24 protein-coding genes and 1 pseudogene are annotated in these 24,133 nt (G+C 45.4%); 10 read left to right on the forward strand and 15 right to left on the reverse strand.

The window, feature by feature from the left end:
- Nucleotides 1-2: 2 nt before the first annotated feature.
- The 4 genes from ACFFJH_RS14855 to ACFFJH_RS14870 all read left to right on the forward strand — a co-directional run bounded on the left by ACFFJH_RS14855 (nucleotide 3) and on the right by ACFFJH_RS14870 (nucleotide 4,037).
- The gene (locus ACFFJH_RS14855) at nucleotides 3-827 is read left to right on the forward strand and encodes an ABC transporter ATP-binding protein (RefSeq protein WP_390213685.1); all 825 of its coding nucleotides are present in this window, start codon (nucleotides 3-5) and stop codon (nucleotides 825-827) included.
- On the forward strand, nucleotides 820-1,554 hold the full coding sequence (locus tag ACFFJH_RS14860) for an ABC transporter ATP-binding protein (RefSeq protein ID WP_390213686.1): 735 nt from the start codon (nucleotides 820-822) through the stop codon (nucleotides 1,552-1,554). The genes ACFFJH_RS14855 and ACFFJH_RS14860 overlap by 8 nt, the downstream gene beginning before the upstream one ends.
- A gap of 339 nt (nucleotides 1,555-1,893) precedes the next feature.
- The gene (locus ACFFJH_RS14865) at nucleotides 1,894-2,901 is read left to right on the forward strand and encodes a branched-chain amino acid ABC transporter permease (RefSeq protein ID WP_390213687.1); all 1,008 of its coding nucleotides are present in this window, start codon (nucleotides 1,894-1,896) and stop codon (nucleotides 2,899-2,901) included.
- Nucleotides 2,902-2,954: 53 nt separating this feature from the next.
- A complete protein-coding gene (locus ACFFJH_RS14870; RefSeq protein ID WP_390213688.1) occupies nucleotides 2,955-4,037 on the forward strand; it encodes a branched-chain amino acid ABC transporter permease in 1,083 nt (360 codons plus the stop codon).
- Nucleotides 4,038-4,106: 69 nt separating this feature from the next.
- Here ACFFJH_RS14870 and gloA2 read toward each other — a convergent pair whose 3' ends face one another.
- From gloA2 to ACFFJH_RS14895, 5 genes are all read right to left on the reverse strand, one after another.
- Nucleotides 4,107-4,514: an SMU1112c/YaeR family gloxylase I-like metalloprotein gene (gene gloA2, locus ACFFJH_RS14875; RefSeq protein WP_390213689.1), complete on the reverse strand. Its 408-nt coding sequence runs from the start codon at nucleotides 4,512-4,514 to the stop codon at nucleotides 4,107-4,109.
- A gap of 28 nt (nucleotides 4,515-4,542) precedes the next feature.
- Nucleotides 4,543-4,863 carry a quaternary ammonium compound efflux SMR transporter SugE gene (gene sugE / locus ACFFJH_RS14880; RefSeq protein ID WP_390213690.1) on the reverse strand — a complete coding sequence of 107 codons (321 nt, stop codon included), beginning with the start codon at nucleotides 4,861-4,863 and terminating at the stop codon, nucleotides 4,543-4,545.
- A gap of 117 nt (nucleotides 4,864-4,980) precedes the next feature.
- Complete coding sequence (locus tag ACFFJH_RS14885; RefSeq protein ID WP_390213692.1) at nucleotides 4,981-5,496, reverse strand: GNAT family N-acetyltransferase; 516 nt, start codon at nucleotides 5,494-5,496, stop codon at nucleotides 4,981-4,983.
- A gap of 28 nt (nucleotides 5,497-5,524) precedes the next feature.
- Nucleotides 5,525-6,421: a thioredoxin domain-containing protein gene (locus tag ACFFJH_RS14890; RefSeq protein WP_390213693.1), complete on the reverse strand. Its 897-nt coding sequence runs from the start codon at nucleotides 6,419-6,421 to the stop codon at nucleotides 5,525-5,527.
- 375 nt (nucleotides 6,422-6,796) lie between these two features.
- Nucleotides 6,797-7,582, reverse strand: coding sequence for an SDR family NAD(P)-dependent oxidoreductase (locus ACFFJH_RS14895; RefSeq protein WP_390213915.1), 786 nt, complete (start codon nucleotides 7,580-7,582; stop codon nucleotides 6,797-6,799).
- A gap of 190 nt (nucleotides 7,583-7,772) precedes the next feature.
- On the opposite strand from ACFFJH_RS14895, the gene ACFFJH_RS14900 reads away from it, so the two are divergent.
- Nucleotides 7,773-8,684: a LysR substrate-binding domain-containing protein gene (locus ACFFJH_RS14900; protein ID WP_390213694.1), complete on the forward strand. Its 912-nt coding sequence runs from the start codon at nucleotides 7,773-7,775 to the stop codon at nucleotides 8,682-8,684.
- A 162-nt stretch (nucleotides 8,685-8,846) separates the two neighbouring features.
- Nucleotides 8,847-9,686 carry a substrate-binding periplasmic protein gene (locus ACFFJH_RS14905; RefSeq protein WP_390213695.1) on the forward strand — a complete coding sequence of 280 codons (840 nt, stop codon included), beginning with the start codon at nucleotides 8,847-8,849 and terminating at the stop codon, nucleotides 9,684-9,686.
- Nucleotides 9,687-9,691: 5 nt separating this feature from the next.
- On the opposite strand, the gene ACFFJH_RS14910 is transcribed toward ACFFJH_RS14905, so the two are convergent.
- Nucleotides 9,692-10,147: an Lrp/AsnC family transcriptional regulator gene (locus ACFFJH_RS14910; protein ID WP_390213697.1), complete on the reverse strand. Its 456-nt coding sequence runs from the start codon at nucleotides 10,145-10,147 to the stop codon at nucleotides 9,692-9,694.
- Nucleotides 10,148-10,344: 197 nt separating this feature from the next.
- Between ACFFJH_RS14910 and ACFFJH_RS14915 the strand changes: the two genes are divergently transcribed.
- The gene (locus ACFFJH_RS14915; protein WP_390213698.1) at nucleotides 10,345-10,980 is read left to right on the forward strand and encodes a LysE family translocator; all 636 of its coding nucleotides are present in this window, start codon (nucleotides 10,345-10,347) and stop codon (nucleotides 10,978-10,980) included.
- A gap of 268 nt (nucleotides 10,981-11,248) precedes the next feature.
- Here the strand turns inward: ACFFJH_RS14915 and ACFFJH_RS14920 are convergent, their stop codons facing one another.
- From ACFFJH_RS14920 to ACFFJH_RS14935, 4 genes and pseudogenes are all read right to left on the reverse strand, one after another.
- A complete protein-coding gene (locus tag ACFFJH_RS14920; RefSeq protein WP_390213700.1) occupies nucleotides 11,249-11,911 on the reverse strand; it encodes a hypothetical protein in 663 nt (220 codons plus the stop codon).
- Between the two features lie 91 nt (nucleotides 11,912-12,002).
- Nucleotides 12,003-12,101 (reverse strand): annotated as a pseudogene (locus ACFFJH_RS14925) (methyltransferase); the annotation flags it as partial.
- A gap of 20 nt (nucleotides 12,102-12,121) precedes the next feature.
- Complete coding sequence (locus ACFFJH_RS14930; protein ID WP_390213701.1) at nucleotides 12,122-12,979, reverse strand: alpha/beta hydrolase; 858 nt, start codon at nucleotides 12,977-12,979, stop codon at nucleotides 12,122-12,124.
- A 319-nt stretch (nucleotides 12,980-13,298) separates the two neighbouring features.
- Nucleotides 13,299-13,826: a hypothetical protein gene (locus tag ACFFJH_RS14935; protein ID WP_390213702.1), complete on the reverse strand. Its 528-nt coding sequence runs from the start codon at nucleotides 13,824-13,826 to the stop codon at nucleotides 13,299-13,301.
- 234 nt (nucleotides 13,827-14,060) lie between these two features.
- Here ACFFJH_RS14935 and ACFFJH_RS14940 point away from each other — a divergent pair, with 234 nt between their 5' ends.
- On the forward strand, nucleotides 14,061-14,852 hold the full coding sequence (locus ACFFJH_RS14940; protein WP_390213703.1) for a tetratricopeptide repeat protein: 792 nt from the start codon (nucleotides 14,061-14,063) through the stop codon (nucleotides 14,850-14,852).
- A 69-nt stretch (nucleotides 14,853-14,921) separates the two neighbouring features.
- On the opposite strand, the gene ACFFJH_RS14945 is transcribed toward ACFFJH_RS14940, so the two are convergent.
- Nucleotides 14,922-15,896, reverse strand: a complete 975-nt coding sequence (locus ACFFJH_RS14945; protein ID WP_390213704.1) for a hypothetical protein — start codon at nucleotides 15,894-15,896, stop codon at nucleotides 14,922-14,924.
- Nucleotides 15,897-16,269: 373 nt separating this feature from the next.
- A complete protein-coding gene (locus ACFFJH_RS14950; RefSeq protein WP_390213705.1) occupies nucleotides 16,270-16,776 on the reverse strand; it encodes a nuclear transport factor 2 family protein in 507 nt (168 codons plus the stop codon).
- Nucleotides 16,777-17,061: 285 nt separating this feature from the next.
- On the opposite strand from ACFFJH_RS14950, the gene ACFFJH_RS14955 reads away from it, so the two are divergent.
- A complete protein-coding gene (locus tag ACFFJH_RS14955) occupies nucleotides 17,062-18,027 on the forward strand; it encodes an alpha/beta fold hydrolase (RefSeq protein ID WP_390213706.1) in 966 nt (321 codons plus the stop codon).
- Between the two features lie 138 nt (nucleotides 18,028-18,165).
- Here the strand turns inward: ACFFJH_RS14955 and ACFFJH_RS14960 are convergent, their stop codons facing one another.
- Both ACFFJH_RS14960 and ACFFJH_RS14965 read right to left on the reverse strand, forming a co-directional pair.
- The gene (locus ACFFJH_RS14960; protein WP_390213707.1) at nucleotides 18,166-18,588 is read right to left on the reverse strand and encodes a hypothetical protein; all 423 of its coding nucleotides are present in this window, start codon (nucleotides 18,586-18,588) and stop codon (nucleotides 18,166-18,168) included.
- 348 nt (nucleotides 18,589-18,936) lie between these two features.
- Nucleotides 18,937-19,413, reverse strand: coding sequence for an RDD family protein (locus tag ACFFJH_RS14965; RefSeq protein WP_390213708.1), 477 nt, complete (start codon nucleotides 19,411-19,413; stop codon nucleotides 18,937-18,939).
- Between the two features lie 515 nt (nucleotides 19,414-19,928).
- Between ACFFJH_RS14965 and ACFFJH_RS14970 the strand changes: the two genes are divergently transcribed.
- Nucleotides 19,929-20,594 carry a TraB/GumN family protein gene (locus ACFFJH_RS14970; protein ID WP_390213710.1) on the forward strand — a complete coding sequence of 222 codons (666 nt, stop codon included), beginning with the start codon at nucleotides 19,929-19,931 and terminating at the stop codon, nucleotides 20,592-20,594.
- Between the two features lie 94 nt (nucleotides 20,595-20,688).
- Here the strand turns inward: ACFFJH_RS14970 and ACFFJH_RS14975 are convergent, their stop codons facing one another.
- On the reverse strand, nucleotides 20,689-24,090 hold the full coding sequence (locus ACFFJH_RS14975; RefSeq protein ID WP_390213711.1) for a methylmalonyl-CoA mutase family protein: 3,402 nt from the start codon (nucleotides 24,088-24,090) through the stop codon (nucleotides 20,689-20,691).
- Nucleotides 24,091-24,133: the final 43 nt, after the last annotated feature.

Genomic DNA, 24,133 nt, shown 5'->3' on the forward strand with positions numbered 1-24,133 from the left:
TCATGCAAAAAGCTAGCACACCGTCCTTGCCAACACCCTCCTTGAGCACCCGCGACTTGAGCATACGCTTTGGTGGCCATGTCGCGGTCAATCAAGTCAGTGCTGATTTTTATCCTGGAAGCTTAACCGTCATAGTCGGCCCTAACGGTGCGGGCAAAACCACCTATTTCAATTTAATCTCAGGTCAGTTAAGTGCAAGTTCTGGTAGCGTACATTTAGGCGGCAAAGATATCACCGCATTCGGCGCAGCAAAACGTACTCGCGCTGGCATAGGTCGCGCGTTCCAACTCACCAATTTATTTCCGCATTTATCAGTAATAGAGAACGTCAGGCTAGCAGTACAAAGCCGCACTGGTATTGGTTTCTCGATTTTTTCCTTGTGGTCTAGTTATCAGCAATTAATCGAACGCGCAGAATACTATCTGCAGCGAGTCGCTTTAGCTGATCGGCGCCAAGATAAGGTAATTAATTTGTCGCATGGTGACAAACGCAAATTGGAAGTCGCTTTGCTACTGGCGCTAGAACCTGAGGTGATGATGTTTGATGAACCCACCGCTGGTATGAGCGTGGACGAAGTGCCGGTGGTACTCGACCTGATACAAGAAGTGAAAAACGAAAAGCAAAAAACCATACTATTGGTCGAGCATAAAATGGATGTCGTACGCAGCTTAGCAGATCGCATCATCGTCTTACACAATGGCACACTGGTTGCTGACGGTGACCCGGTCGAAGTGATGGCATCGGCTATTGTACAAGAAGCTTACTTAGGTACAGGCTTAGATACAAACTCAGTTACAAACTTAAGTACAGGAGTCGCTCGTGCATAGTCCGACTCCAGCCCTACTCACCCTAGAAGGCGTCCATACGCACATCGCCGAATACCATATTTTGCAAGGCGTAGATCTAATTGTGCCACGTGGTCAGCTTGCTGTTCTGCTAGGTCGTAATGGCGCAGGTAAAACCACGACGCTGCGCACCATCATGGGACTATGGCATGCAAGTGGCGGTAAGATCGTTTTTGACGGACAAGCTATTACCAGCAAAAGTACACCAGATATCGCACAAGCCGGAATCGCTTATGTGCCGGAAAGCATGGCGATCTTTTCGGATTTAACGGTGAAAGAAAATCTGCATTTAGCGGCACGCAGCGGCCCTATGGATACCGCGCGATTGGAGTGGATTTTCGGTTTTTTCCCGGCGTTAAAAAAATTCTGGAATTACCCAGCAGGCAATCTCTCAGGTGGACAAAAGCAAATGGTCGCCATCGCCCGCGCCATCATAGAACCTCGCAAATTATTACTCGTCGATGAACCAACCAAAGGGCTAGCACCCGCCATCATCCAAAGCCTGATCGCGGCGTTTCAAGAACTTAAAGCGAGTAATACCACGATATTACTTGTCGAACAAAATTTCAGTTTTGTGCGTAATCTGGGAGACACCGTATCGGTGATGGATGACGGTCGTATTGTCCACGCTGGCAGCATGCAAGAGTTGGCTGAGGATGAAGAATTGCAGCAGAAGTTACTGGGTTTATCCTTAGCGAGTCATCAGTGAAATTTACGATGATTTATCTTGCTAAAGGTAGTTTGGGTCAAGCGAGGCGTGTGCTGGTCGGGGGTAGCCCAACAGCTAGTTACCTTTTTTGCTTCGCCAAAAAAGGTAACCCAAAAAAGGCGACGCTCTACACTGCCCTTCGGGTTCCCAATTGTGCGAGACAAAAAATGGGGAGTCGCGGAAACTCGCTACGCTCAAACAGCCGCAACTCCTTTTTCCATTTTCTGTCTCACACAATTGGCAGCGTAGAAGCGGAAAAACCGATATCTCCACTTTCTATAGAACGACACAAACTAGCGCAACATCGATAAGCAATATCAGAGCACAACAGGAAATAATATGAGTAACTCGACCGAATTACCCAAAACACCCAGAGACCTCGCACCTCTATTATTGGTGCCGATGATTGCACTGATCATGCTGCCTTTAGTTGGTAGTTTTCCGACTTGGTTGACTTTAACCATCGCTGGTCTCGCGATGGGGATGATGATTTTTATTATGGCCAGTGGTTTGACCTTGGTCTTTGGTTTGATGGATGTACTTAACTTTGGTCATGGTGCCTTTGTCGCCGTCGGGGCTTATACCGCAACCATGGTGTTGATTCCACTCAAAGGTTGGTTGGAAATAGACTCATTGGGGATGAATTTGGCGGTGCTTGGTTTAGCAATGCTAGTCGCGATGCTGGTGACTGCGCTCATAGGTTGGGCCTTTGAGCGACTGATCATCATGCCGGTGTATGGGCAGCACCTAAAACAAATTCTGATCACCATGGGCGGCATGATTGTTGCGGAACAAGTATTAGGCGTAATCTGGGGTGCAGAACAAATTCCCCTGCCTTTGCCTGAGAGTCTGCGCGGCGCGATCTTTATCGGCGATGCGGCCATCGAGAAATATCGTCTCATCGCGATGGTCGTTGGTTTGAGTGTCTTTGCCGCGATGTTTCTTATCCTGAACCGTAGCAAGCTCGGTTTATTGATACGCGCAGGTGTAGAAAACGGTGAAATGGTAGAAGCACTAGGCTATCGCATACGCCGTCTATTTGTCGCGGTGTTTGCGGCAGGATCGGCATTAGCTGGACTGGGTGGTGTGATGTGGGGGCTGTACAAAGAAACACTGATCACAGCGATGGGCAGCGAAATCATGGTGATGGTGTTTATCGTCGTCATCATTGGTGGACTCGGCTCAGTCGGCGGTTGTTTCATTGGCGCTTTACTGATGGCGCTGGTCAGCAATTATGCTGGTTTTTTGGTGCCTAAATTAGCGTTGATTTCCAACATTGTTTTGATGATGTGTATCTTACTATGGCGACCCGCTGGACTGTATTCAGTCGGTCGTCGTGGCGCCTAAAATGAATAGTAGCGCCAAACCATTACCTCAATAAATAGCAAAGACTTAGACCTATGACTACCGCTTTGTTTCGCCAACTACTATCCGACGATCAGCCACGCAGCCGGGTCTTGTCCGGTTTGCTAGTTTTGATTTTTTTGGGCCTGCTGACTGCGCCCTTTATCACCAGTGGCGCACGTCCCTTAAATACGGCAGCGACCATTTGCATCTATATTATTTTGGTAGCGTCGTATGATTTACTACTAGGCTACACGGGTATCGTTTCTTTCGCACATACTATGTTTTTTGGCATAGGTGCTTATGGAGTAGGTCTGGCGCTAGCCAGTCAAAATCCTAGTTGGGGCTGGATTTTTGTTGGTGTCGTCTTGGCGTTAATATTGACACTGGTGCTAGCCTTACTCATAGGTCTGTTTGCATTGCGAGTCCGAGCTATTTTTTATTCTATGATTACCCTAGCAGTGGCTTCCTCATTCGCGGTATTTGCATCACAGTTATCTGATTTTACGGGCGGTGAGGATGGTAAAACTTTCCGTGTGCCTGAGTTATTAACACCGGGTTTTCAACTATTTGAAAACTATATTTTTGGCCGTACCGTGGATGGAAAAGTCATTACCTACTACATCGTCTTCTTTGCTTGTCTGCTGTTATTTTTATTTTTACTGCGTGTCGTCAACTCTCCCTTCGGGCGCGTCTTACAGGCGATACGTGAAAATGAATTTCGCGCCGAAGCGCTCGGCTATCGCACCGTCTTGTATCGTGTCTTAGCGAACTGCCTAGCGGCTTTGGTAGCCGCTTTGGCAGGTGCTTTGATGGCTTTATGGTTGCGTTATGTGGGACCGAAAACCATGCTGGGATTTGAAGTAATGACCGATATCTTATTGATCGTGGTGATTGGTGGAATGGGCACCCTATACGGTGCGGTGATCGGTGCGACGCTATTCATCATCGCCCAAAATTATCTTAAGAATGTGATGGCGCAAGGCTCGGAAGCATTAGTCGACTACCCCGTATTAGCACAAATCTTTCATCCTGATCGTTGGATGCTATGGCTGGGTGTTTTGTTTATTTTGTCTGTTTATTTTTTTCCCATGGGCATAGTTGGAAAACTAAGAAGTAGCAGACAAGGCGACAAATAGGTGTAGCGTTCTAGTAGATAAGGACTTAGTTAATTCGCCGATTAATCAATCTGTTATTCAGACAATTAATTAGTCAATTAGTGCGTTCGAGTTTAATTCATATAATTCCAAAGGCAAGCCATCAGGGTCAGCAAAAAAAGTAAATCGCTGTCCGGTATATTCATCCACTCGAATCGCTTCCACAGCGATTCCTTGCGCCTCTAGATTGGCCTTACATGCATCAAGATCAGCGACCGAAAAAGCGAGGTGACGTAGTCCTTGAGCTTCTGGATAGGAAGGTCGTGGCGGTGCATTGGGGAAGGAAAATAATTCGATTTGGCCGCCATCGGGCAACGCCAAATCACACTTCATAGATTGACGCTCAGGACGAAAATGTTCAGCCAGTACCCGCAAGCCTAGTAAGTCCACATAAAACTGGCGTGACACCGCGTAGTCAGAACAGATGATTGCCACATGGTGAATTCCAAGCAATTGCATAAATCGGCTTTATAGACTTCTAATAAACTTAATGTGGTGTAGTCAATTTCAGCCCAACGATGCCAGCGACAATTAGTAATAAGCTAATCAGGCGTCCCACATTCGCGGCTTCGGAAAATAAGATCATACCAAGTAATGCCGTTCCAACTGCGCCAACGCCCACCCAAACCGCGTACGCTGTCCCAACTGGTAAGCCCTTCATTGCGATACCGAGCAAACCTACACTAATCAACATTGCAGTCGCGGTTAAGACACTAGGCCAGAATCGAGTAAAACCCTCGGTATACTTTAAGCCTATCGCCCAAGCAATTTCAAACAATCCTGCTACGACTAAAATTAACCAATTCATGCCTATCCCCACTCGATTAAGAATTGGGGTCGTCCCCGAAAAAAAATACATCTGGCATGCCGAGTATGGCAGAGCTAACTGTGCCGCCAAGAATGAGGTCGTCCTCATAGCGGTAGTTTACCGCACTGGCGCTAACTCTGCTTGGCGCCGCATAAAACGAGCATCCGCGCCATAGCTGGCTAGTTTTTCGGAAAATAGAGGATTTTCGGAAACGACTTCAAAACCAAAACGACGCCAATATGACACAGAATTTTGGACTGCCACCAAACAAGCTAGTGGCAGGCGATATTGCTGCTGCACTTCAAAAAAACGCTGTATCAAAGCCTTGCCAGTCCCCGTGCCTCGCAGTGCAGGAACGACTGACAAATCATGTAAATACAAACAGTCTGGATGAGCGGGTAGTTCGCAGCTACTGGCGTTCAAGCTTGGTGGGGCGGACGATAACCAAGGCAGCGCAAACAGATAGGCTTGCACTACGCGATTCGACTCGGCCACCAGACAAGTCGTAGGACTGGCATCAAACTTTGCCTGTAAAGAAGCGCGGGATTCTGGAATATCGCCCGAATAACAAGCTGCCTGTATCGACATGATGCTATCAAAATCGGAGGCTTGCATCGAGCGAATTTCACACATAATCATGAATCTTTATGAGCGCTCAGAATTATTTATACCAACCGCGCGCACTGGCTTTATCCGCGCGAAATTGTGAGTACAAGCTAGATGGATAGTCGTTGAGTACTTCTGGAGACCAGAATGACTTATGCGTGCCTTGATCCAATTGCGCTTTAAATTCTTTGAAATCAGTATCTGGCGTCAACGGCAAACCATTATCGGCAAACATAAAGGGATATCCGGTGCGAATATTGAGCGTATTCATGATGATATGAAAATCTCTGGCATCCGCGAAGCCTAAACTACATCCGGGGACATTATTATTCGGATACTGCAAAGTCGCTTTTGCAACACCCTCACGCCAGACTTTGGCGTTATTCGGTGCGCACCAGATATTTTGTACATTCTGTCTGCGTTGAGGATCCCGATTATCGAGCGCGCTCGGGATAATAAAAAAGCTGACGTCTAATTTATCACCTGCATTAGCCAACATTTTTTCGAACTGTATGCAGAATGGGCAATCATGCGCAGACAGCAAAAGCACTTTATTAGTGCCCTTACCTTGCTTAATCTGAATTAACTTATCGAAGCGAATATTGTGCAATACCGCGTTCAATAATTTAGTTTTTTCTTGATTCGTAATTGGCTCTGCTTTTTGTACTGGCTGAGTCCAGTTTTGAATACTGACATTATTGGTTTCCAATACCAAGGTCGCCGCATCATTAATATAATAAACAGCGGCATTAGGACCAAATTCAACACGATATAAATCTTTGAAAATCGTTTCTTTCACCGCACTCGCATTGTTGAAAAGTTTTTTGGCAATCGCAGTAGCACTAGCGAGATCAGCGTGTGCTGGCGCTGCGAACAAACTTGCACAAGCAAATCCCAATGCGAGCTGCATCGCACTGCTCATACGACGAATTTTAGAATTTTTTAGCGACATAGATAATTTCATACAAAGTACTCTCAAAAAAATCTGCCCTAAGCAGAACAAAGGGATCACAAGTAACACCAACGCAAAATCCAACCAAGTAGATCCTGCCCCAGACTATCTTAGTCGGGGGGGACCGATGAATTTCGTAGGTCCTCAACTACTTTATTATTGGCTAATAAAACTTAGCAGCTTAGTGTAACGTGGACTTTAGATTTATTGTTGACATTGCATGAAAAAAATTTTACTTCGGACATGCTTTAATTGAGATGAATACCTATGCACTGCGCTTCACAAATGAAGATCAAACATTAACTGCGTGGTCTTCATTTGATTCACATAAGTATTGTTCTGGTAGTTCGCTTCAGCTCTTATCTTAATCAACTGTTATAGAAACATACCACCAGAGGCTTCAATTCTTTGACCATTAACCCATGCCATGTCGCCAGCCAGCAAAGACGCAACCGCTGCACCAATATCATCCGGTAATCCTGCGCGTCCCAAGGCGGTCTGACTGGCGACAAATTGGTTCATCTGCGGATTATCACGCACAGCAGCATGACCAAAATCGGTTTCTATCGCACCTGGCGCAATCACATTCACGCCTATCCCACGCGCCCCCAACTCTTTCGCGAGGTAGCGGCTCAAAACTTCAATCGCCCCTTTCATTGCTGCATAGGCGGAAAATCCCGATAAAGTAAAACGACTCAATCCGGTAGAAACATTGAGAATCCGCCCACCATCTGCTATCAAAGGCAGCAAAGCTTGAGTCAAAAAGAACACGCCTTTAAAATGAATTTGCATCAATTGATCAAATTGTGCTTCGGTCGTCTCAGCAAACGCCATGTGTATCCCGATGCCTGCATTATTCACCAAAAAATCTAAGTGCTCGCGCTGCCAATGAGTCACTAAAACTTGACGTAAATCTTGCACAAATCGAGGGAAGGATGCTATTTGCGCTACATCAAAAGCCAAAGCGACAGCACGACCTCCTATCGCTTCGATTTGCGCGACCACGGCTTGTGCGTCTTGCTGCTGACTTTGATACGTCACAATAACATCGACGCCTTGACGGGCTAAATGCAAAGCAGCGCTTTTACCGAGGCCGCGACTACCGCCTGTGATTAAAGCTATCTTTCTGCCTGAGTTTTTATTACTACCGACCGCGTGCATATCGATCGCATTTACTGTATTCATCTGATAACTCCATAGTTTGTTGTAGGAAGCTGAACCTTGTCGTCCAAGCATGATGCGTAGTCTACTATTGGATTATTCGTACATAAACTAGCTAAATTTGATTACACTATTCAATTTATTCGAACAATAATCAGCATCTACGCAAACTAAGCGAACTAAGCGAAATATGAACTCACTAGACGCAATGCGCATTTATGTCAGAGTGGCCGAGCTGGCGAGTTTCACACAAGCAGCTGACAGTTTGCATTTACCCAAAGCGAATGTCTCAGGCGCGGTCAAACAATTGGAAACCGAACTCGGAACTCGGCTGCTGCATCGCACCACACGTTCTGTACAAATGACGCAAGACGGTTTGCTGTTTTATGAACGCTGTAAAGATGTGCTTAGCGATATGAATGAGCTACAAAGCATGTTCCAACAAGATGATGCTCAGTTGCATGGTCGCCTACGTATCGACTTACCTATTGGTATCGCCAGAAACATTCTGCTTCCCAAGTTACCTGAATTTTTACAACAACACCCTCACTTAGAAATTGAACTGAGCAGTACAGATCGTCGGGTTGATGTAATACGTGAAGGTTTTGATTGCGTAATACGCATCGGGCAACTCGACGATAGTCATTTAATTGCGCGCCCGCTCGGCCTGTTGCCACAAGTCAACCTAGCCAGCCCTCGATATTTAGAATTAATGGGCGAACCCAAAAATCTGACAGATTTGGAACAACATTTTTTGATCCACTATGCCAGCAATTTAAGTAATAGCATTCAACAGAAACAACGAGGTTTTGAATACTGGGATAAGACGCAAATTCATTTCCTGCCTATGCATGGCAAGTTGACAGTGAATAACAGCGATGCATATCAAGCGGCGTGTCTAGCTGGATTTGGAATTATTCAAGCTCCTTTGATTGGCGCACAACACCTGATCCAAGAGGGGAAATTAGTAGAAATTCTAAGCAGTTATCGAGCGCCTGCATTAGCTGTTTCCCTGCTGTATGCAGACCGCAGACATATTGCCAAACGCACACAAAAATTCATGGAATGGGCAGCGACTTGCCTACAAGCTTATTTGGAATAAGTCACAGGTAAAGCCGATTAGCGACCATTACCTAGCATTTGTCATTCTATGCTTTCGATCCTGTTCAGCTTGAGTTAAGATCATTCTAATCCATTAGTTTTATCGCGATCTTATTAAGAATTTCCCTGAATAGTTTGTCGCATTCATTCTATCGTCAGATACATGGCACGTTTTCTTTACTGTCTATGCTTCGCCTGCTTATGCTGTGCGCTCAGCACCATAGGCACGGCTAGTGCTGTCGATGCGACGCTATCCAAGTCAGACCATCCTAAAACTGTCACAGTCACTGCGCCAACCATCATCACAGTTTTTGTCCAAGAAGCCTTGGACTCTAAAGGCCATCCATTGCCAGTGAGTAGTGGCTTGTTGAAATTTTTTCAGTTCTTTGATCGTAACGCAGGCCTACACCTGCAGGCGGTCACCGTTCCGTGGAATCGCGCCAAACAAATGACATTAGACGGCAAAGGCATCATCTGGGGATTTTCTAAATCACCTGAACGTCTTATGCACTATCGTTTTTCCGAGACGGTGATGAAATCTCGAATCTGGGCAATCGGCTATGGCGAACCACAACTGGCGTTACGCTCCATCAAGGATCTGAAAAACAAAACCATTAGCGTGGAACGCGGCGTCAGTCACGGCATGGAATTTGAGTTGGCGAAAAATAAGATTTTCAAAATTGATGAAGACGCTGCACAAGCCTCAGCGCGCTTTCGCAAACTAATCGCCAAACGTTCTGATGTCTTGCTATGGGGTTTAGTTCAGTTTGATCGCCAAGACTTATTTTTAGACTATCTGCATAAAACCTATTTACCCGGCTTGCGCGATCCAGAGTTATTGGGGAAAAATTTTTACGCTTCCCCCACTCCCTTATTTTATGACTCCATACATTTTGCCAGTGCCAAAGGTCAGCTCGAAAACGAAATGAAAAAAATCGATGCCGCAATTAGGCAAGGTTTTAAGAGCGGAGAGCTAACTAAGTTAGTGAACGTACTCAATTAGGCGGCTTACCATTGGATCTGATCGGCTGGCATCACCTCTCGGTCAGTGCACTGAGTCGACAGCACAATCGATGTTTGTGTTTTACCGATTTTGCCTAAGGATAGAATCAGGCTTTGCAAATGTTCAGGCGCGACTACCCCGACCCGCATCATCGCGCATTGCTCGCCTGTCGTCGCATACAAACCTAGAACCTCGGGATGGTGCTGCGCCCACAAATCGAGTGCAGCGTGCGAATCAACCGTAATATGAATTAAGGCTTCAAAACTATAACCCAGAGCGCGTAGCCCCAAACGCGTGGTAAAGCCTTGCAAGATCTGAGCCTCTTCTAAACGCCGGACACGCTCCGCTACCGCCGGCGAAGTTAAATGTATGCGTCGCCCAATTTCTGAGAAACTCAAACGCGCATCACTCTGCAAAAGAGTCAAAATTTTGCGGTCATAACTATCGATCTCAAACTTCAAAGTAAACCTCTCTCAATACTTTCAATTTTGCAGGAACATAAAGCCTAAAACCTTACATTTTGCATGGCGCTTTACTGTCTGACACTCTAGCATAGACAGCTCAAATACTCGATTTAGCCAAGTTCTAACTTAGTCAAAAACGTGATCGATTTGAAATTTTCTTAAGTAAAAAAATCTAATTAAAGAAAGAAAAGAGCATGAGCGAAACAAGCAATCTGTGGCTGTACTTTTTGGTGACTTCTGGGGTCATTATTTTGCCAGGCATGGACATGGCCTTTGTCATGGGAAGCAGTATGAAAGGTGGTTATCGAGCTGGCTTTGCGGCGGTGGCAGGAACGATGGTGGGCGGCATCTGCCATATGATTATAGGTGCGACAGGTGTCGGCGCCATCCTCACTTTAATCCCTTGGGCCTACAATGCAATACTAATCGGCGGATCGGCCTATATTGCTTACTTAGGCTGGAGGCTAATTCAACTGAATAGCTTGGCAGGCCCGGATGCAGAACAAGGCGCGGCAAATTTACAAAAAAGTTTTGTAGGAGCCCTCGCGACCTGCATGCTTAATCCCAAAGCCTACCTCTTCATGCTGGCAATTTTCCCGCAATTCATAAGACGTGATGGCGACTCAATCTGGTTACAAACGAGTATCTTGTCGCTCATCACTGCTGGTACACAAATGATCGTATATGGGGCGGTGGCAATTATGGCGGTACAGGCCCAACAATTCTTGACCAAGCGACCGCGCACTAACGCACTCATCGCCAAAGGCATAGGCGTTTTATTGATCACCGCCGCAGGCCTGAGCTTGTTTGGCGGTTTAACACGCAATTAGGAATGTATGTGAAGTTACTTAGTTAAGCAACTAAACTAAGTTGCTAAATCACCTTACTGAGTCAACTTAAATGCCTGAGCTAATAAGATTGGATGACGAATGATGAACGGTCTAGCGGTGTAGTCTCATCTACTACTAGAGTGACCAATTCGTATTGACCACTTTGTTTTAGGCGCGACCAAACTGTGTGCCGATTTCTGAGCCAATTCATGTGCACAATTTGTACGCCAATACTGACCGCGCCTAAAACCCTACAACACAACTTGATCTATCGCTTAATATCGACTTTGTCTTTCAAGGCATTCTTTAACTGCATAGTTTCATCATACAAGGTCTCAAAATCAACTAAGTTCAGTGTCATTCTCCACACGATTTGTGGTTTAGAACCTGGACTCATTGCCAAACGCACAGCTCGTTTACAGTTGGCATAGTTGTCTAAGTTGGCGGCATAATTAATTTGCAAACCTGCTGCCGCTTCGCATTGTGTCAATGGCACGCTGGCATCCTTACCCGCACGTTTTTCCACCCATGACGCCTCGGTAGTGCCACGCACGGCAGCAGGAGTGCCATATTTCGCCGACATATTTTTGACCAAATCAGGCGCTAGGACTTCTACGTTAAAACGTTCACTGCGGCTTAATGCGACCACCTTGGAACTCACAGGACTAAAAGCCACCATCAAGAAATCCGGCTCCAAATTTCGACCGTCTTTTTTGTAATGGGCGGTTGCGATGCGCTCAGGCAAACCTGCTTCGGCTTTAAATGCACTCTTGCGCCAAAAATAATAACCTTCATTTTTTAGCGCCAACTCCATCTCGGTTTGAGTATCGCCAATTTTGACGCCTACCGTTTCCATACCTTTAACGGTAGTTTGCGCTTGCGCGACTTGAGTCAGTGTTGCACCGGCTGTTATCACTGCAAACAAAGACATAAGTAAATTTTGTTTTAGCATATTTGTGTGAAATAAATAGGTTGGTTATTTGGCTATTCGTTTATTCGTCTAGTGTTTTTCTAGTGTTCTATCAAGGCTTCACAAACTTCAAAGTCATACGATCACTTTCACCTATCGCCGCATAGCGGGCACGATGGTAATCTCCGTTTGCGAATGAGGGTGTTAGTGACCGACGTCATCTGCTCAAACTTAATTTAACTGTCTTAGCAACTCGCAGTACAAACGTTTCGCTTGAGCGTCATCCGACAAATTGCTATGCGTTCCATTTTCTACCATCCAATACTGCTTATCACGACTAGGTATACTCTCGAATAATTTTCTACCCAAATTCGCTGGCATGGTGCTATCTTTCTCACCGGTGATTACTAACACTTTCCCTTGATATTGAGAGAGTGCATTTTGATTGTCGATGGTCTTTAGATTATCTGAAATAGTGACCGACACTATCGGTTTCGCATACCAAGGAATTTGCGCATCAACCACCTCTGCCGGTGTAGTACCACTTCCTTCTAATACCAAGGCGTCAATCGTGCGATTGGCTGCAATATGACTCGCCATAAATCCGCCCAGAGAGTAACCATAAACGAGCAACTTACCTTGTGTCTTCGCACGTACCTGGTCGTAAATGCGCAAAGCATCTTCTTTCAGAAGCAAGGCATTGGGCTTACCATTGGTACGTCCATAACCACGATAATCAAAAGTTGTAAAATTGGCCGGACAGGTTGCCGATAACTTAGCAAGCAAAGGCGCATTTTCATCAACATGAGTCAAATTGCCACCAAAATACAATACCGTTGTTTTCGCATCCGGCAGAGAAACATGTACACCTCTAATTTTTACCGCATCCCCATTCCCTTGCGGCACAACAATCTCTTCTTCTTTCAACTGTGCTTGAGCTAATGTTTTCTGTAACTTATCCTGATCAAAAACACCTTTGGTTTTATATCCCGTTAAATTATCTGGGCGAATCAGATCAAGATCTTTCACAACGATTGATTGACAAGCACTTAAACTACAAACAGCCAGCATGACCATTAATAAACGCATCAATTCCTCTCCTCTCAACTTTAATTAGAAATGTTAGAAATATTCGGCGACAAATCGCGTCGCAGATTATTTCAACAATTGATTTTTTTGACAATCAAATTTTGTGTCAAATTAAGATGAACAAGGATTTACTAGATTAACGTTACGATTCTATTGATGAGTGGTTTTTACTTGATCCCCCTATATCTAATCGCTGAGTCTGCATGGCAACAGTCAACTTCTCTACGATAATCTATTTCACCGTGGATATTAGCTGGTTTACCCTTTTAGTTTCCCACGCAACATGCCGTACAAATACGCATGAGATAGGCTGTCATTGCTATGTCATGTCGTCTATATCTGAACCAGTTTTAAAATAGCGCTTAGCCTTCTTTGAAAACGCAAGTGCGTAGGCCCACCAGATCAACAACACAGAAAAAAATACGTATCTTCCAACAAAACCACCCATACGTTCGGCATCATTTGCATAATAAGTGGTATTAGGAGACAGTATGATCACAGCCAGTAGGAGTGCCAGCAAGCACAGACAGACCCACTTACTCCAGTTACGACGTCGATGCAAAGAAATCGCTGTCCACACACTACCGAGTATCAACCCACTTACCCAAAAAATACTAAACAACACGCGCCCAGAACTAAGATTGGAATAACCCAAGCGAACGACATCAGCCATTCCTCTAAATAGACCCATCACAAACAAGCCCACAAAAACATAAAGCAATATCTGCATCAGCCAGACGCTAATTGGGCGCTTGACCTTTTCTGTTGACATCAAGGACGATTCAGCAATGTCGAGATGCGTCGAAGAGGCGTATGGATTAAATGCTTGTTCAGTATCAGTAGGCATGGACTTGAATACGTTTTGAATTATCAAAGTACAACAATAACATCAGCGTAGACACTTAACAACAAGCAGATTAGTGAGCGCTCAAAGCCCTTCGCGAAATACACAAGTACCAGCTCACGCTACTCGTGGTTCTACTTTGCGCTGCATCGCGCTTTTCGTTTATCTACACTTTATCTTTTGAAGATGATGCTGACACTTCCGCTATGATTGAATAGCTAAAACCAAAGCGCTTATATGAAATTATTTCTTATCGTATTGAGTTTGTGGATAACACAAACCACCTATGCCAACGTCAATCCACTTGCTAGACCTAACGCAACACAAGCAGCATCCTTGCTAACGCAAACGCTAGCACTAGCCAATCAAAACAACGCTAAAGCACAGTATCACCTTGGTATGTTATTGAACAACGGTATGGGTGGCGCAAACAAAGATCCAGTACAAGCCTTTATCTGGTTCCAAAAAGCAGCGAGTAATGGCGACCTATTAGCGCATTACAAAGTCGGCTGCTATTACGCAGGTCAATTCGCCGGAGAAACAAACATAGCAGTTGATCCTGAGCTGGCTATGAAATTCAAACTCATCGCAGCAAATGGCGGCTATGCTTTAGCACAACACGATGTCGCTTTGATGTACATGAAACAAAAGGACTGGAAACAAAGTGCTTATTGGAGCAAACAAGCTGCCGATCAAGGCGAGCTAATGGCGATATTATTTTATGCCTCGTTCGTATCCAATCCACTGTTCGAACAATATGATCCATCGACAGCTTGGGTCTATGGAAAAATCGCATCAAACATACGCCAACTAGAGCTGCAAAGTGGTCAATCTCAAACCGCCAGCAATCTCCAAGCAGACAAGAATCTTCAAGCATTTCTAGATAAACTCGATGCCAATTTCACGCCAGAGCAAGGTGAAATAGCGCAAGCCAAAGTACAGGAATGGAAAGCACAGCCTAGCGCAATTAGCTTAGAAGCTAAACGCGGTATTGAGGCGCTTAAAGTGCTATTGGGAGATCTACATTGACGTGCCCTGCGATCCCCCTAAAGATCAAAACAAATCACAATTTAAGCATAATATCGTGACTATTTTGATCTAGAACTGCGGCTTATTCGCGCGCGCTTTCTCTTCGGCTTCACGTTTTTGCTTCAAAGATTCCGCTTGTAGCGAATTCATTTTGTTCACATCGCGTATCAGCGCTGGTGAATACATCACTATGTAGTACTGTTGAATCAAATCTGTATTCGATGACATGTACGCACTGACGTTCAGCGCTAAGGCACAAGTATTACGGAAGTTATTGGGAATGGTCACAGAATCAGTAATCGGTACATGCATAGTGTACTGTGGTGAAGCACAAGGTCCCGATTTAACATTCACATCATGCGACGCGTATTGCTGCCCATTCACAGCATAAGACCACGCAAAATGCGGATAATTGGGACGATTGCGTTCAGAGATGAGCGAATTCGGGGCATCATATTTCTCAAATAATGCGTTTTTGAATGTTTCCAGTAGAAGTGGTTGATCTTTCGGTAGTACGATGTGACGATCAACCAGCCAAATGTTACCAGCCTGATTAAAATACACGGTGAGCTGATCAGTAGGTATAGCGTTCGGAGGGCCCGCTTTCGCAGTCACACCTTGATAATTATTGACCATAATTTTCAGCGTTTCTATGCGATAAGCTGGATTGAGCTTTTTAATGATGGGCAGGGCATCATTCACATTCATTCCCAAGCTAATACCACCAATCTCTGGTTTGCGGATAGACGCAGCAAACTTTCCAAAAGAATTAGAATCAAGCAGCAGACCTGCTGTGCCCGGACGAGGCAACCCATCCAATTGCACGAAGCCCTCTTTCGCCGGAACAGAGCCTACACCACTGGGCGTAGCTGCTCCAGGGTTGTTAGCCGTACTATCAGTTTGCCCTGGTTTAGACGCACTCGGTTGTCCCTCTTGGACACTCTCCTTAATAATTTTCTTGAGACTAAATCCGGATGACTGTGCATTGACATGGCTGGGTAACAAAACGAGACTTGCAAGGCAAAGTGGGGCAATTATTTTCATGAATGGGTCCAAGTAGATTACGAAAAAATATCGACAGGCACCAATGCAAAGCGCCTTATCCAGAGAATTCTTAGGCCAGATATACTTGGGCATTGTATGAGAGTTGATGCAACAAACCAATTCATTTTTACAACTCTTACAATTTAATAAGTCCTTGTTTTGCTTGCTGTGAAATATGCAGAACTAAATGTCACCCGTAATAGTTAAAGAAAGGAAATGTGAGCCGCGCTGCCAGAGTCAATAAATTATGACGGCAGTAATTTGATGAACAAAAATATCTGAAGATTAAATTCTCCAAATCGATTTATTCCACTAGCAAAGGCAGTGCGACTCAATTTATTTAATTCGATAAAGTAAGCTTTCAGAAGCAAGCTTACTTCTTGGCGGGCAGACGCTTACCCTGTTCTACTTTTTTGACGGCAGCCACCACTGCATTGGTCGCATCATTGGGAACTGCAATCGACAATTGATAGTGCACAATTTCAAAGCCTGCTTCGGTTTTCCGTACCACGCCTGATGCTTGGCAAATCCCCATTTGCGTATTTAACTGCTCATCAAACCAAATAATAGATTGATCTGGGGTCATTGCAATATGCCGATTAAAGGCAGTAAAAGCCCAAGCAACTGGGCGTTTAAAATAGGGCTGCGCCCATACTTTAAAATCATCGCGCACCCAACGCTCGGTTTTATCGGTGCCAATATACACACCATCTGGGGCAATCTTGTCAAAATAAGCCAAACGCGAATGAGCTGCATCATCGTGCCACTCGTCTAAAAACTTAGCCAATTTAGTCTTGGTTAGCTCAGGGCTATCAGCGGCAAATGCTTGTCCCCAAAAAAGCAAAGAGAAGAAGCCAAAGACGATCAACAATTTTCTCATTATTTTATCCTTTCAATTTCATTAAAATAAGCCAAGCATGTTAATGCAATTCAGCTGATCTGCACAAATGGAAAAAAGTAGGCCGCCTTAGGTGTCTATACCGCAGTCGACACCATCCAACCAGTACACATTACTCAATAGGTCAATTTAGAGTCCACTAAATCCTTAGACTTTGACTAGATTCATCAACGAATAAGAAGCAATCGGCGAATTGCCAAACGGCGCGGACTACGAAATAATTGCGCAAGAGAGGGGATATCTCTACTGAACAAGGAAAAGAACGCAATGCCTCGTTACGCCATCTTTCGTACCTTCTTATTTTCAACTACGCTGTTACTAACATCTAGTTTCACGTCCACTTGTCTTGCACAAGAAATCGAGCAAGCCGCAAGCGACGTCAAGACAACTCCAAGCGTCTCCTTGAATTCACAGCTAACTGAAATAGAATCCGTGATGGTGGAATTCGCAGAGCAGCGAGTCGCCAATGCCCAAGCAACGATCATTTTCGAAAACGGTTTATTGTTAGACCTGACGACATGGAAAGCGGTCGCAGCTGGACTCAAGCAATGCTGCAATCTCTTTTTCTACAACCGCCCTGGTGTGGGACGCAGCACTGCCGGTAGCTCTGACATCAGCCCCGAGTCGGAAAGTCAACGATTACAGCGCCTTTTAGCACAACGAGAATTGTCGGGACCTTACATCTTGGTGGGACATTCACTTGGCGGACAATATGCACAGGCATACGCCATGCGCTATCCAGAGCAAGTCGATGGTCTCGTTTTGGTAGATGCTTTACCACTCGGTGTCGCCAAGCCCTACCATGAGTTTCCATGGTTTACCCGAGTTGGCCTATGGATCTTCACGTCACAAGCAGCGCGCCAAGAAATCGCCAACATCGAACCCTTGGGCAAGTATGTGATGGAGAGAACCAGCGTGTATCACAAACCCATAATACGCATCGTCGCGCAATCTCCCGTACAACAACACAAGCCGCAAGGCCTGATCAAAGATTTACTACGCGGCGTGATCTACGCCGAAGACTTCGGCGTATGGGCAATTGATCCTGAAGTCGCCGAGGAACGCATGAGCACTTTTTATCCTCATGCAGAGAAACGAACTATGCCAGCTAATCATCGGATACAAGAACAATATCCGGAGGTAGTGATTGAGACGATATTCAGCGTGATCGAAAAAACTAAAGTCACCCCGACCAGCTCTAATAATGCATCGATTCCAAGGCAAGAAAAATAGGTGAAGTTGATCAACTCGTAGGGCGGGTGAAACCCGCGCCGCCAGAATTTTCAGGATGCCGTGAAGGTAATTTGACGCAAGAGAAAATATTTGAACGATAAATCGTTAAAGAGATTTACAGCGCGGGTTGCACCCGTCCTACGTAGCGTTCGGAAAAGTTAAGGACACATAAGCGTCATCGGAAGAACCAAACCAACCACTGCCATTGAACGCGTCGTCAAACAGAGCCTCGACTTCTTCTATCCGCACCATAATTTCTTCAGAAATATACAAGACCTCTGCGATTGTTCCTCCTTCCATCCAATGACACATTGAATTGTGCTGTTCTTTCGCTAGCACATAACTTTTACCCCAAAACAAGACTAAATATCCGTCTGGCTCCCTAACTTCACCGCAGCGCATTAGAAAAACATAGATGTCTCTATCGCGATCAACGATCCATTGTCCAATCGAAAAACCAAGACGCTCTTCACCAGGGAAATGATTCTTGAGAACGTCGTATTTTTCTGGATACTTACTCAGAAGTTCTTCGTTACTGATTTTCTCGACAACAAAGGCCATTTTCTATTTCTCATTCGAACTAAACAAACAGTTATTTTATTGCTTTAGTATTGTAAGACGAGTGAAACTCGCGCCACCAAGATTTTCAAAATGCTGCGATGGTAAATTGTCGCACCAAAATTATTCGAACGAAAAATCATTCAGGCTATCTATTGCGCGGGTTGCACCCGCCCTGCAAAACTGTAACACCCGCCCTCAATAAGATCACATAGTTTAGTATCTGTAACTCGTATGGGTGTCAGAAACCCTAAGGCATCAACTTCTTTTCAGCTACAACAACGAGTAACAATATATGTTTGCAATTGCAAGGTTCGCGTTGTCATCCAGAGAAGTGGAAAAATAAGCGCCTTACAAATAAGGCTTAGAATGAATCACAACCCGCGTTCTAGAAATACTGTCATGCCAACCGCGTTCAGCAAATAAAAAAGAAAATGCCTCGAAGGGGATAAAGCGGCATGCCGTTCTGCCCAATACCTGTCCAAAACTAACACGACCACCCTCTTCATTTACCACTCGGGTACCAAAGAGTAATTTCCCAGGCGTCCGTCCCCACAGAAATTCAAAAAATCCAAAATACAAAAAGAGAATGGGAACGCCGAGAACAAGATCTGGAGTTTTCTCCATAGCACGAACGCCGTCTTCGCCAAAGACTATGGCCACAACAACGCCAACGATAAATGCCAAAAGTAAATACCCAAGGTAGTCAACGACTAGCGTCCCAAAACGCCTTCCATTACCTGCCAAATTTAGCTTCCCGGTCACAGCACCTTCCGGCAAAAGCACCTCAGCTGTGGGCGGAGAATAAGGGTTCTGTGTCTGATCCATAATGGCTATCCATTTCATTCAAAATAAAATTATAAATATTTTATATGTAAAATACAATAATACATTACATCGATTAAAAAGATTCGAAGTAACAAGTCAATTTGCAACTTTCCGTATCGTAGAACAGGTGCAACCCGCACCGCCGGAATTTTCAGGATGCCGTAAAGGTAATTTGACCCAAGAGAAAATATTTGAACGATAAATCGTTAGAGAGATTTACAGCGCGGGTTGCACGAGCTCTTCAAACACACATCTCTATCAATATTGAAAACATTACTTATCCTATCTATAATTTTCCCAAATTATTGTTTAGCACTACTGATTTGGATAAAAAGAGGAGGGCAAATGTGTTTTTTCGTGTTGCGATTAAGTTTAATTTTGATACTTTTGTTTTACCCAAAATTTGGTTTCTCAATTGAAAATGTAGTTTGCCCCGATCGACCAGAAAATGAAGATCTCATTTCCAATTCTAAGATTGTTATCTTTGGTGAAGTACATGGAACATCAGAAGTGCTATGTATATCGGTGGATTACTATGCCGATTAACTCAACAAGGGAAACAAGTAATTTTAGGTCTTGAATTGCCTATCACAGAACAAAATCAACTCGCAAATTATCTTTCCAGTGCAGGGAAGAACAACGATAGAGATACATTGACACAGAGCGAATTTTGGCAACGCCCTTCTGACCGACAAGATGGACGGAGTAGCGTCGCAATATTAAACCTAATTGAACAAGTTCGTTCTATGCGTGAACACGGGGCAAAGATCTCAATTTTGGCAATCGATGCAGACCCGAAAGATGGAATCTTGGACAGAGACGAATTTATGGCAAGCACCGCTAGAAGAGCAATCCATTCAATCGAAGATCCCACATTTATTGCTTTAGTTGGAAATATTCATGGCAAAAAGAATCTCGGAACTTTTTTTGATCGCAACTACGAATCATTCGGCTACAGGTTGAGAGAATTGGGGCCAACAACAGTTAACATCAAATTCATCAGCGGGACTGCGTGGATATGTAATGGAAAAAAATGCGATATTCAACCGATCTTTAATACGAGGAAAATAGACACAAGCAAAATCGGGTTCCAGCTAAACCGAGACGATTCTACGGAATATGACTTGACGCTTATTCTTACCAATAGCCATGCATCTCTTCCTGCAAAATCCATACACTAACTACTTCCCGCATCAACATTCGAGTGAGTGCCTCAGTTTCAACAACCTACGCAGTATTGCGCCCGCCAATTAAACTGATTGACGGGCGAAGAACTTACATATTTCTACGATACTGCCCACCCACTTCAAACAACGCAGTCGTAATCTGCCCCAACGAACAAACCCGTGCAGCATCCATCAATTTCGCGAACACGTTTTCGTTGTTGATTGCTGCTTGTTGCAAAGCCGCGAGTGCTTGTGGTGCGACGTCGGCGTGGCGTTGGTGAAAGTCTGCCAAGCGCGTGAGTTGCGATTGTTTTTCTTCCTCTGTTGAACGTGCCAATTCGATTTTCTGTACGGTTTCGCCACCTTTTGGATTGCGGAAGGTGTTGACGCCGATGATAGGCAAGGTGCCGTCGTGCTTGAGGTGTTCGTAGTGCATGGATTCTTCTTGAATCTTGCCGCGTTGGTAGCCGGTTTCCATCGCACCTAAAACGCCGCCACGTTCAGCGATGCGTTCGAATTCTTGCAAGACCGCTTCCTCGACGAGGTCGGTCAATTCTTCGATGATGAAGCTACCTTGAATTGGGTTTTCGTTTTTCGCGAGACCCCATTCGCGGTTGATGATCAATTGAATTGCCAAGGCGCGACGGACTGATTCGTCGGTCGGTGTCGTGATCGCTTCGTCGTAAGCGTTGGTGTGCAAGCTATTGCAGTTGTCGTAAATCGCGATCAAGGCTTGCAGCGTGGTGCGGATATCGTTGAAGTCGATTTCTTGTGCATGCAAGCTGCGGCCTGAAGTTTGGATATGGTATTTCAACTTCTGGCTACGGTCATTCGCACCATATTTATCGCGCATCGCCACCGCCCAAATACGACGAGCAACGCGACCCAAGACCGTGTATTCTGGGTCCATACCGTTACTGAAGAAGAAGGACAAGTTGGCCGCAAAATCATCGATGTGCATGCCGCGCGCCAAGTAGGCTTCAACAAAAGTGAAACCGTTCGACAATGTGAAGGCCAATTGCGAAATCGGATTCGCACCGGCTTCGGCAATGTGGTAACCTGAGATCGACACGGAGTAGAAATTACGTACTTGGTGACGCACGAAATACTCTTGAATATCGCCCATCACTTTGAGTGAAAATTCGGTCGAGAAGATGCAAGTATTTTGACCTTGGTCTTCTTTCAAAATATCCGCTTGCACCGTACCACGCACATTCATCAAGACCCATGCGCGGATTTTTGCGGCTTCATCAGCGGTCGGCTCGCGCTTATTATCAGCACGGAATTTATCCATTTGCTGATCAATCGCCGTGTTCATGAAGAAGGCCAGAATCGTTGGTGCTGGGCCGTTAATCGTCATCGACACTGAAGTCGCAGGATCGCACAGATCAAAACCATCGTAGAGGACTTTCATGTCTTCCAAAGTAGCGACGGAGACACCGGAGTTACCGATCTTACCGTAGATATCTGGACGAATCGCTGGATCTGCGCCATACAAAGTCACAGAGTCAAACGCAGTCGACAAACGTTTGGCATCCATACCTTGCGACACCAATTTGAAGCGACGGTTCGTACGATATGGATCACCTTCACCGGCGAACATACGGGTTGGGTCTTCGCCTTCGCGTTTAAAGGCAAATACACCCGCCGTGAATGGGAATGAACCTGGAACGTTTTCTAACATCAACCAGCGCAAGATTTCGCCATGATCTTCAAAGCGTGGCAATGCGACTTTACGAATCGTCGTGCCAGACAAGGACTTTTGCGTGAGGCGTGTACGAATTTCTTTGTCGCGAATTTTGACGACGTATTCATCGCCCGCATAGGCCTTCTGCATGTCTGGCCACATGGCGACTAATTTTTTAGATTCGGCGTCGAGCTTATTGTCGCGTTCGGTAATTAACTCATCAATCTCTCCAAACATGTCATTCCCGCCCCCGACTAAATCATTCGAGGACAGGCTACGGCGGGAATCCAGCGTCGTATTCTCAACCGATTCAGCATCGACGACCTCAACGTCACTGGGTCCCCGCCTACGCGGGGACGACAGAGAAGCGGCCAACATCTGCTTGGTAGCTTGCAATTGTTGGCGTTCACGGGCAATACCAACTTGTTTGTAAGTGTGCTTGTGGTAAGCGCGCACCGTATCGGAAATCTCCGCCAAGTAACGAGTGCGTGCTGGTGGCACGATTACGTTTTGCGCACTGGATGTTTTGGTATTTGCTACAGCAAGTTTACTAGGCTTCGCTTTCAAACCGCGCGCGACCAACTCGGGCAAAATGCCTTGATACAACGCTGTCACACCATCATCATTGAAGCGCGAAGCTTGCGTGCCATACACCGGCATTTCATCCGGCTTTTTGCTCCACATTTCGCGGTTGCGTTGATATTGTTTGGCGACATCGCGTTGTGCATCGAGTGCGCCTTTGCGGTCGAATTTATTGATGGCGACAAAGTCTGCGAAATCGAGCATGTCGATTTTTTCTAACTGAGAAGCCGCACCAAATTCTGGTGTCATTACATACATCGATAAATCGACGTGCGGCACAATCGCGGCATCACCTTGGCCGATACCAGAAGTTTCAACGATCACCAAATCAAAGCCTGCTACTTTGCAAGCGGCGATCACGTCAGGCAAGGCTGGAGAAATTTCTGAGCCTGCTTCACGCGTTGCTAAAGAACGCATAAAGACTTTGACTTTGCCCTTCCATGGATTGATCGCATTCATACGAATACGGTCACCGAGCAAAGCGCCGCCGGACTTACGGCGTGAAGGATCGATGGAGATCAAAGCGATATTCAGTTCGTCGTCTTGATCGAGGCGGAAACGACGAATCAACTCATCCGTTAAAGAAGACTTACCTGCGCCGCCAGTACCTGTGATACCGAAGGCTGGCGTCTTAATCGCTTTGGCAGATTCGATGATTGTTGCGCGCAAAGCAGCGTCCACTTTATCGTTTTCTAATGCGGTAATCAGTTGCGCTAATGGGCGATGTTTGTCGGCTAGCTCGCCTTGTTTTAAAACATCTAAGCTGGTTGGTGCAAATGGCGAGAGATCGATATCGCATGCTTCGATCATCGATAAAATCATACCAACCAAGCCCATGCGTTGACCGTCTTCCGGGCTGAAAATACGCGCCACACCGTAAGCATGCAAGTCAGCGATTTCATCCGGCACAATCACGCCACCACCGCCACCAAATACTTTGATGTGTGAACCACCGCGCTCTCTCAAGAGGTCGATCATGTATTTGAAATACTCGACGTGCCCGCCTTGATAACTGGAAATCGCAATCCCCTGCGCATCTTCTTGCAAAGCCGCTGTGACGATTTCCTCGACCGAACGGTTATGGCCTAAGTGAATTACTTCGGCACCATTCGCCATCAAAATACGGCGCATGATATTGATCGAGGCATCGTGGCCATCGAACAAGGATGCTGCCGTCACAAAACGGACTTTATTGCTAGGTTTGTATTCGGTTAACTTCTCGGCGATGGATAGATCGGTCATGTTGTTTTCCTTTTTGTTCATTCGATAACTGCTTATGGCAATT

The sequence above is a fragment of the Affinundibacterium danionis genome, assembly GCF_042432465.1.
Lineage (GTDB): Bacteria > Pseudomonadota > Gammaproteobacteria > Burkholderiales > Burkholderiaceae_D > Undibacterium > Undibacterium danionis.

Coding starts and splice junctions, on each gene's coding strand:
- ACFFJH_RS14930 (WP_390213701.1), bottom strand. CDS start 12,979: ATGCGTTTATTAATGGTCATGCTGGCTGTTTGTAGTTTAAGTGCTTGT.
- ACFFJH_RS14855 (WP_390213685.1), top strand. CDS start 3: ATGCAAAAAGCTAGCACACCGTCCTTGCCAACACCCTCCTTGAGCACC.
- sugE (WP_390213690.1), bottom strand. CDS start 4,863: ATGAATTGGTTAATTTTAGTCGTAGCAGGATTGTTTGAAATTGCTTGG.
- ACFFJH_RS14970 (WP_390213710.1), top strand. CDS start 19,929: ATGTATATCGGTGGATTACTATGCCGATTAACTCAACAAGGGAAACAA.
- ACFFJH_RS14865 (WP_390213687.1), top strand. CDS start 1,894: ATGAGTAACTCGACCGAATTACCCAAAACACCCAGAGACCTCGCACCT.
- ACFFJH_RS14950 (WP_390213705.1), bottom strand. CDS start 16,776: ATGAGAAAATTGTTGATCGTCTTTGGCTTCTTCTCTTTGCTTTTTTGG.
- ACFFJH_RS14960 (WP_390213707.1), bottom strand. CDS start 18,588: ATGGCCTTTGTTGTCGAGAAAATCAGTAACGAAGAACTTCTGAGTAAG.
- ACFFJH_RS14955 (WP_390213706.1), top strand. CDS start 17,062: ATGCCTCGTTACGCCATCTTTCGTACCTTCTTATTTTCAACTACGCTG.
- ACFFJH_RS14975 (WP_390213711.1), bottom strand. CDS start 24,090: ATGACCGATCTATCCATCGCCGAGAAGTTAACCGAATACAAACCTAGC.
- ACFFJH_RS14920 (WP_390213700.1), bottom strand. CDS start 11,911: ATGTCTTTGTTTGCAGTGATAACAGCCGGTGCAACACTGACTCAAGTC.
- ACFFJH_RS14905 (WP_390213695.1), top strand. CDS start 8,847: ATGGCACGTTTTCTTTACTGTCTATGCTTCGCCTGCTTATGCTGTGCG.
- ACFFJH_RS14900 (WP_390213694.1), top strand. CDS start 7,773: ATGAACTCACTAGACGCAATGCGCATTTATGTCAGAGTGGCCGAGCTG.
- ACFFJH_RS14965 (WP_390213708.1), bottom strand. CDS start 19,413: ATGGATCAGACACAGAACCCTTATTCTCCGCCCACAGCTGAGGTGCTT.
- ACFFJH_RS14895 (WP_390213915.1), bottom strand. CDS start 7,582: ATGCACGCGGTCGGTAGTAATAAAAACTCAGGCAGAAAGATAGCTTTA.
- ACFFJH_RS14940 (WP_390213703.1), top strand. CDS start 14,061: ATGAAATTATTTCTTATCGTATTGAGTTTGTGGATAACACAAACCACC.
- ACFFJH_RS14945 (WP_390213704.1), bottom strand. CDS start 15,896: ATGAAAATAATTGCCCCACTTTGCCTTGCAAGTCTCGTTTTGTTACCC.
- ACFFJH_RS14935 (WP_390213702.1), bottom strand. CDS start 13,826: ATGCCTACTGATACTGAACAAGCATTTAATCCATACGCCTCTTCGACG.
- ACFFJH_RS14885 (WP_390213692.1), bottom strand. CDS start 5,496: ATGTGTGAAATTCGCTCGATGCAAGCCTCCGATTTTGATAGCATCATG.
- gloA2 (WP_390213689.1), bottom strand. CDS start 4,514: ATGCAATTGCTTGGAATTCACCATGTGGCAATCATCTGTTCTGACTAC.
- ACFFJH_RS14890 (WP_390213693.1), bottom strand. CDS start 6,421: ATGTCGCTAAAAAATTCTAAAATTCGTCGTATGAGCAGTGCGATGCAG.
- ACFFJH_RS14870 (WP_390213688.1), top strand. CDS start 2,955: ATGACTACCGCTTTGTTTCGCCAACTACTATCCGACGATCAGCCACGC.
- ACFFJH_RS14915 (WP_390213698.1), top strand. CDS start 10,345: ATGAGCGAAACAAGCAATCTGTGGCTGTACTTTTTGGTGACTTCTGGG.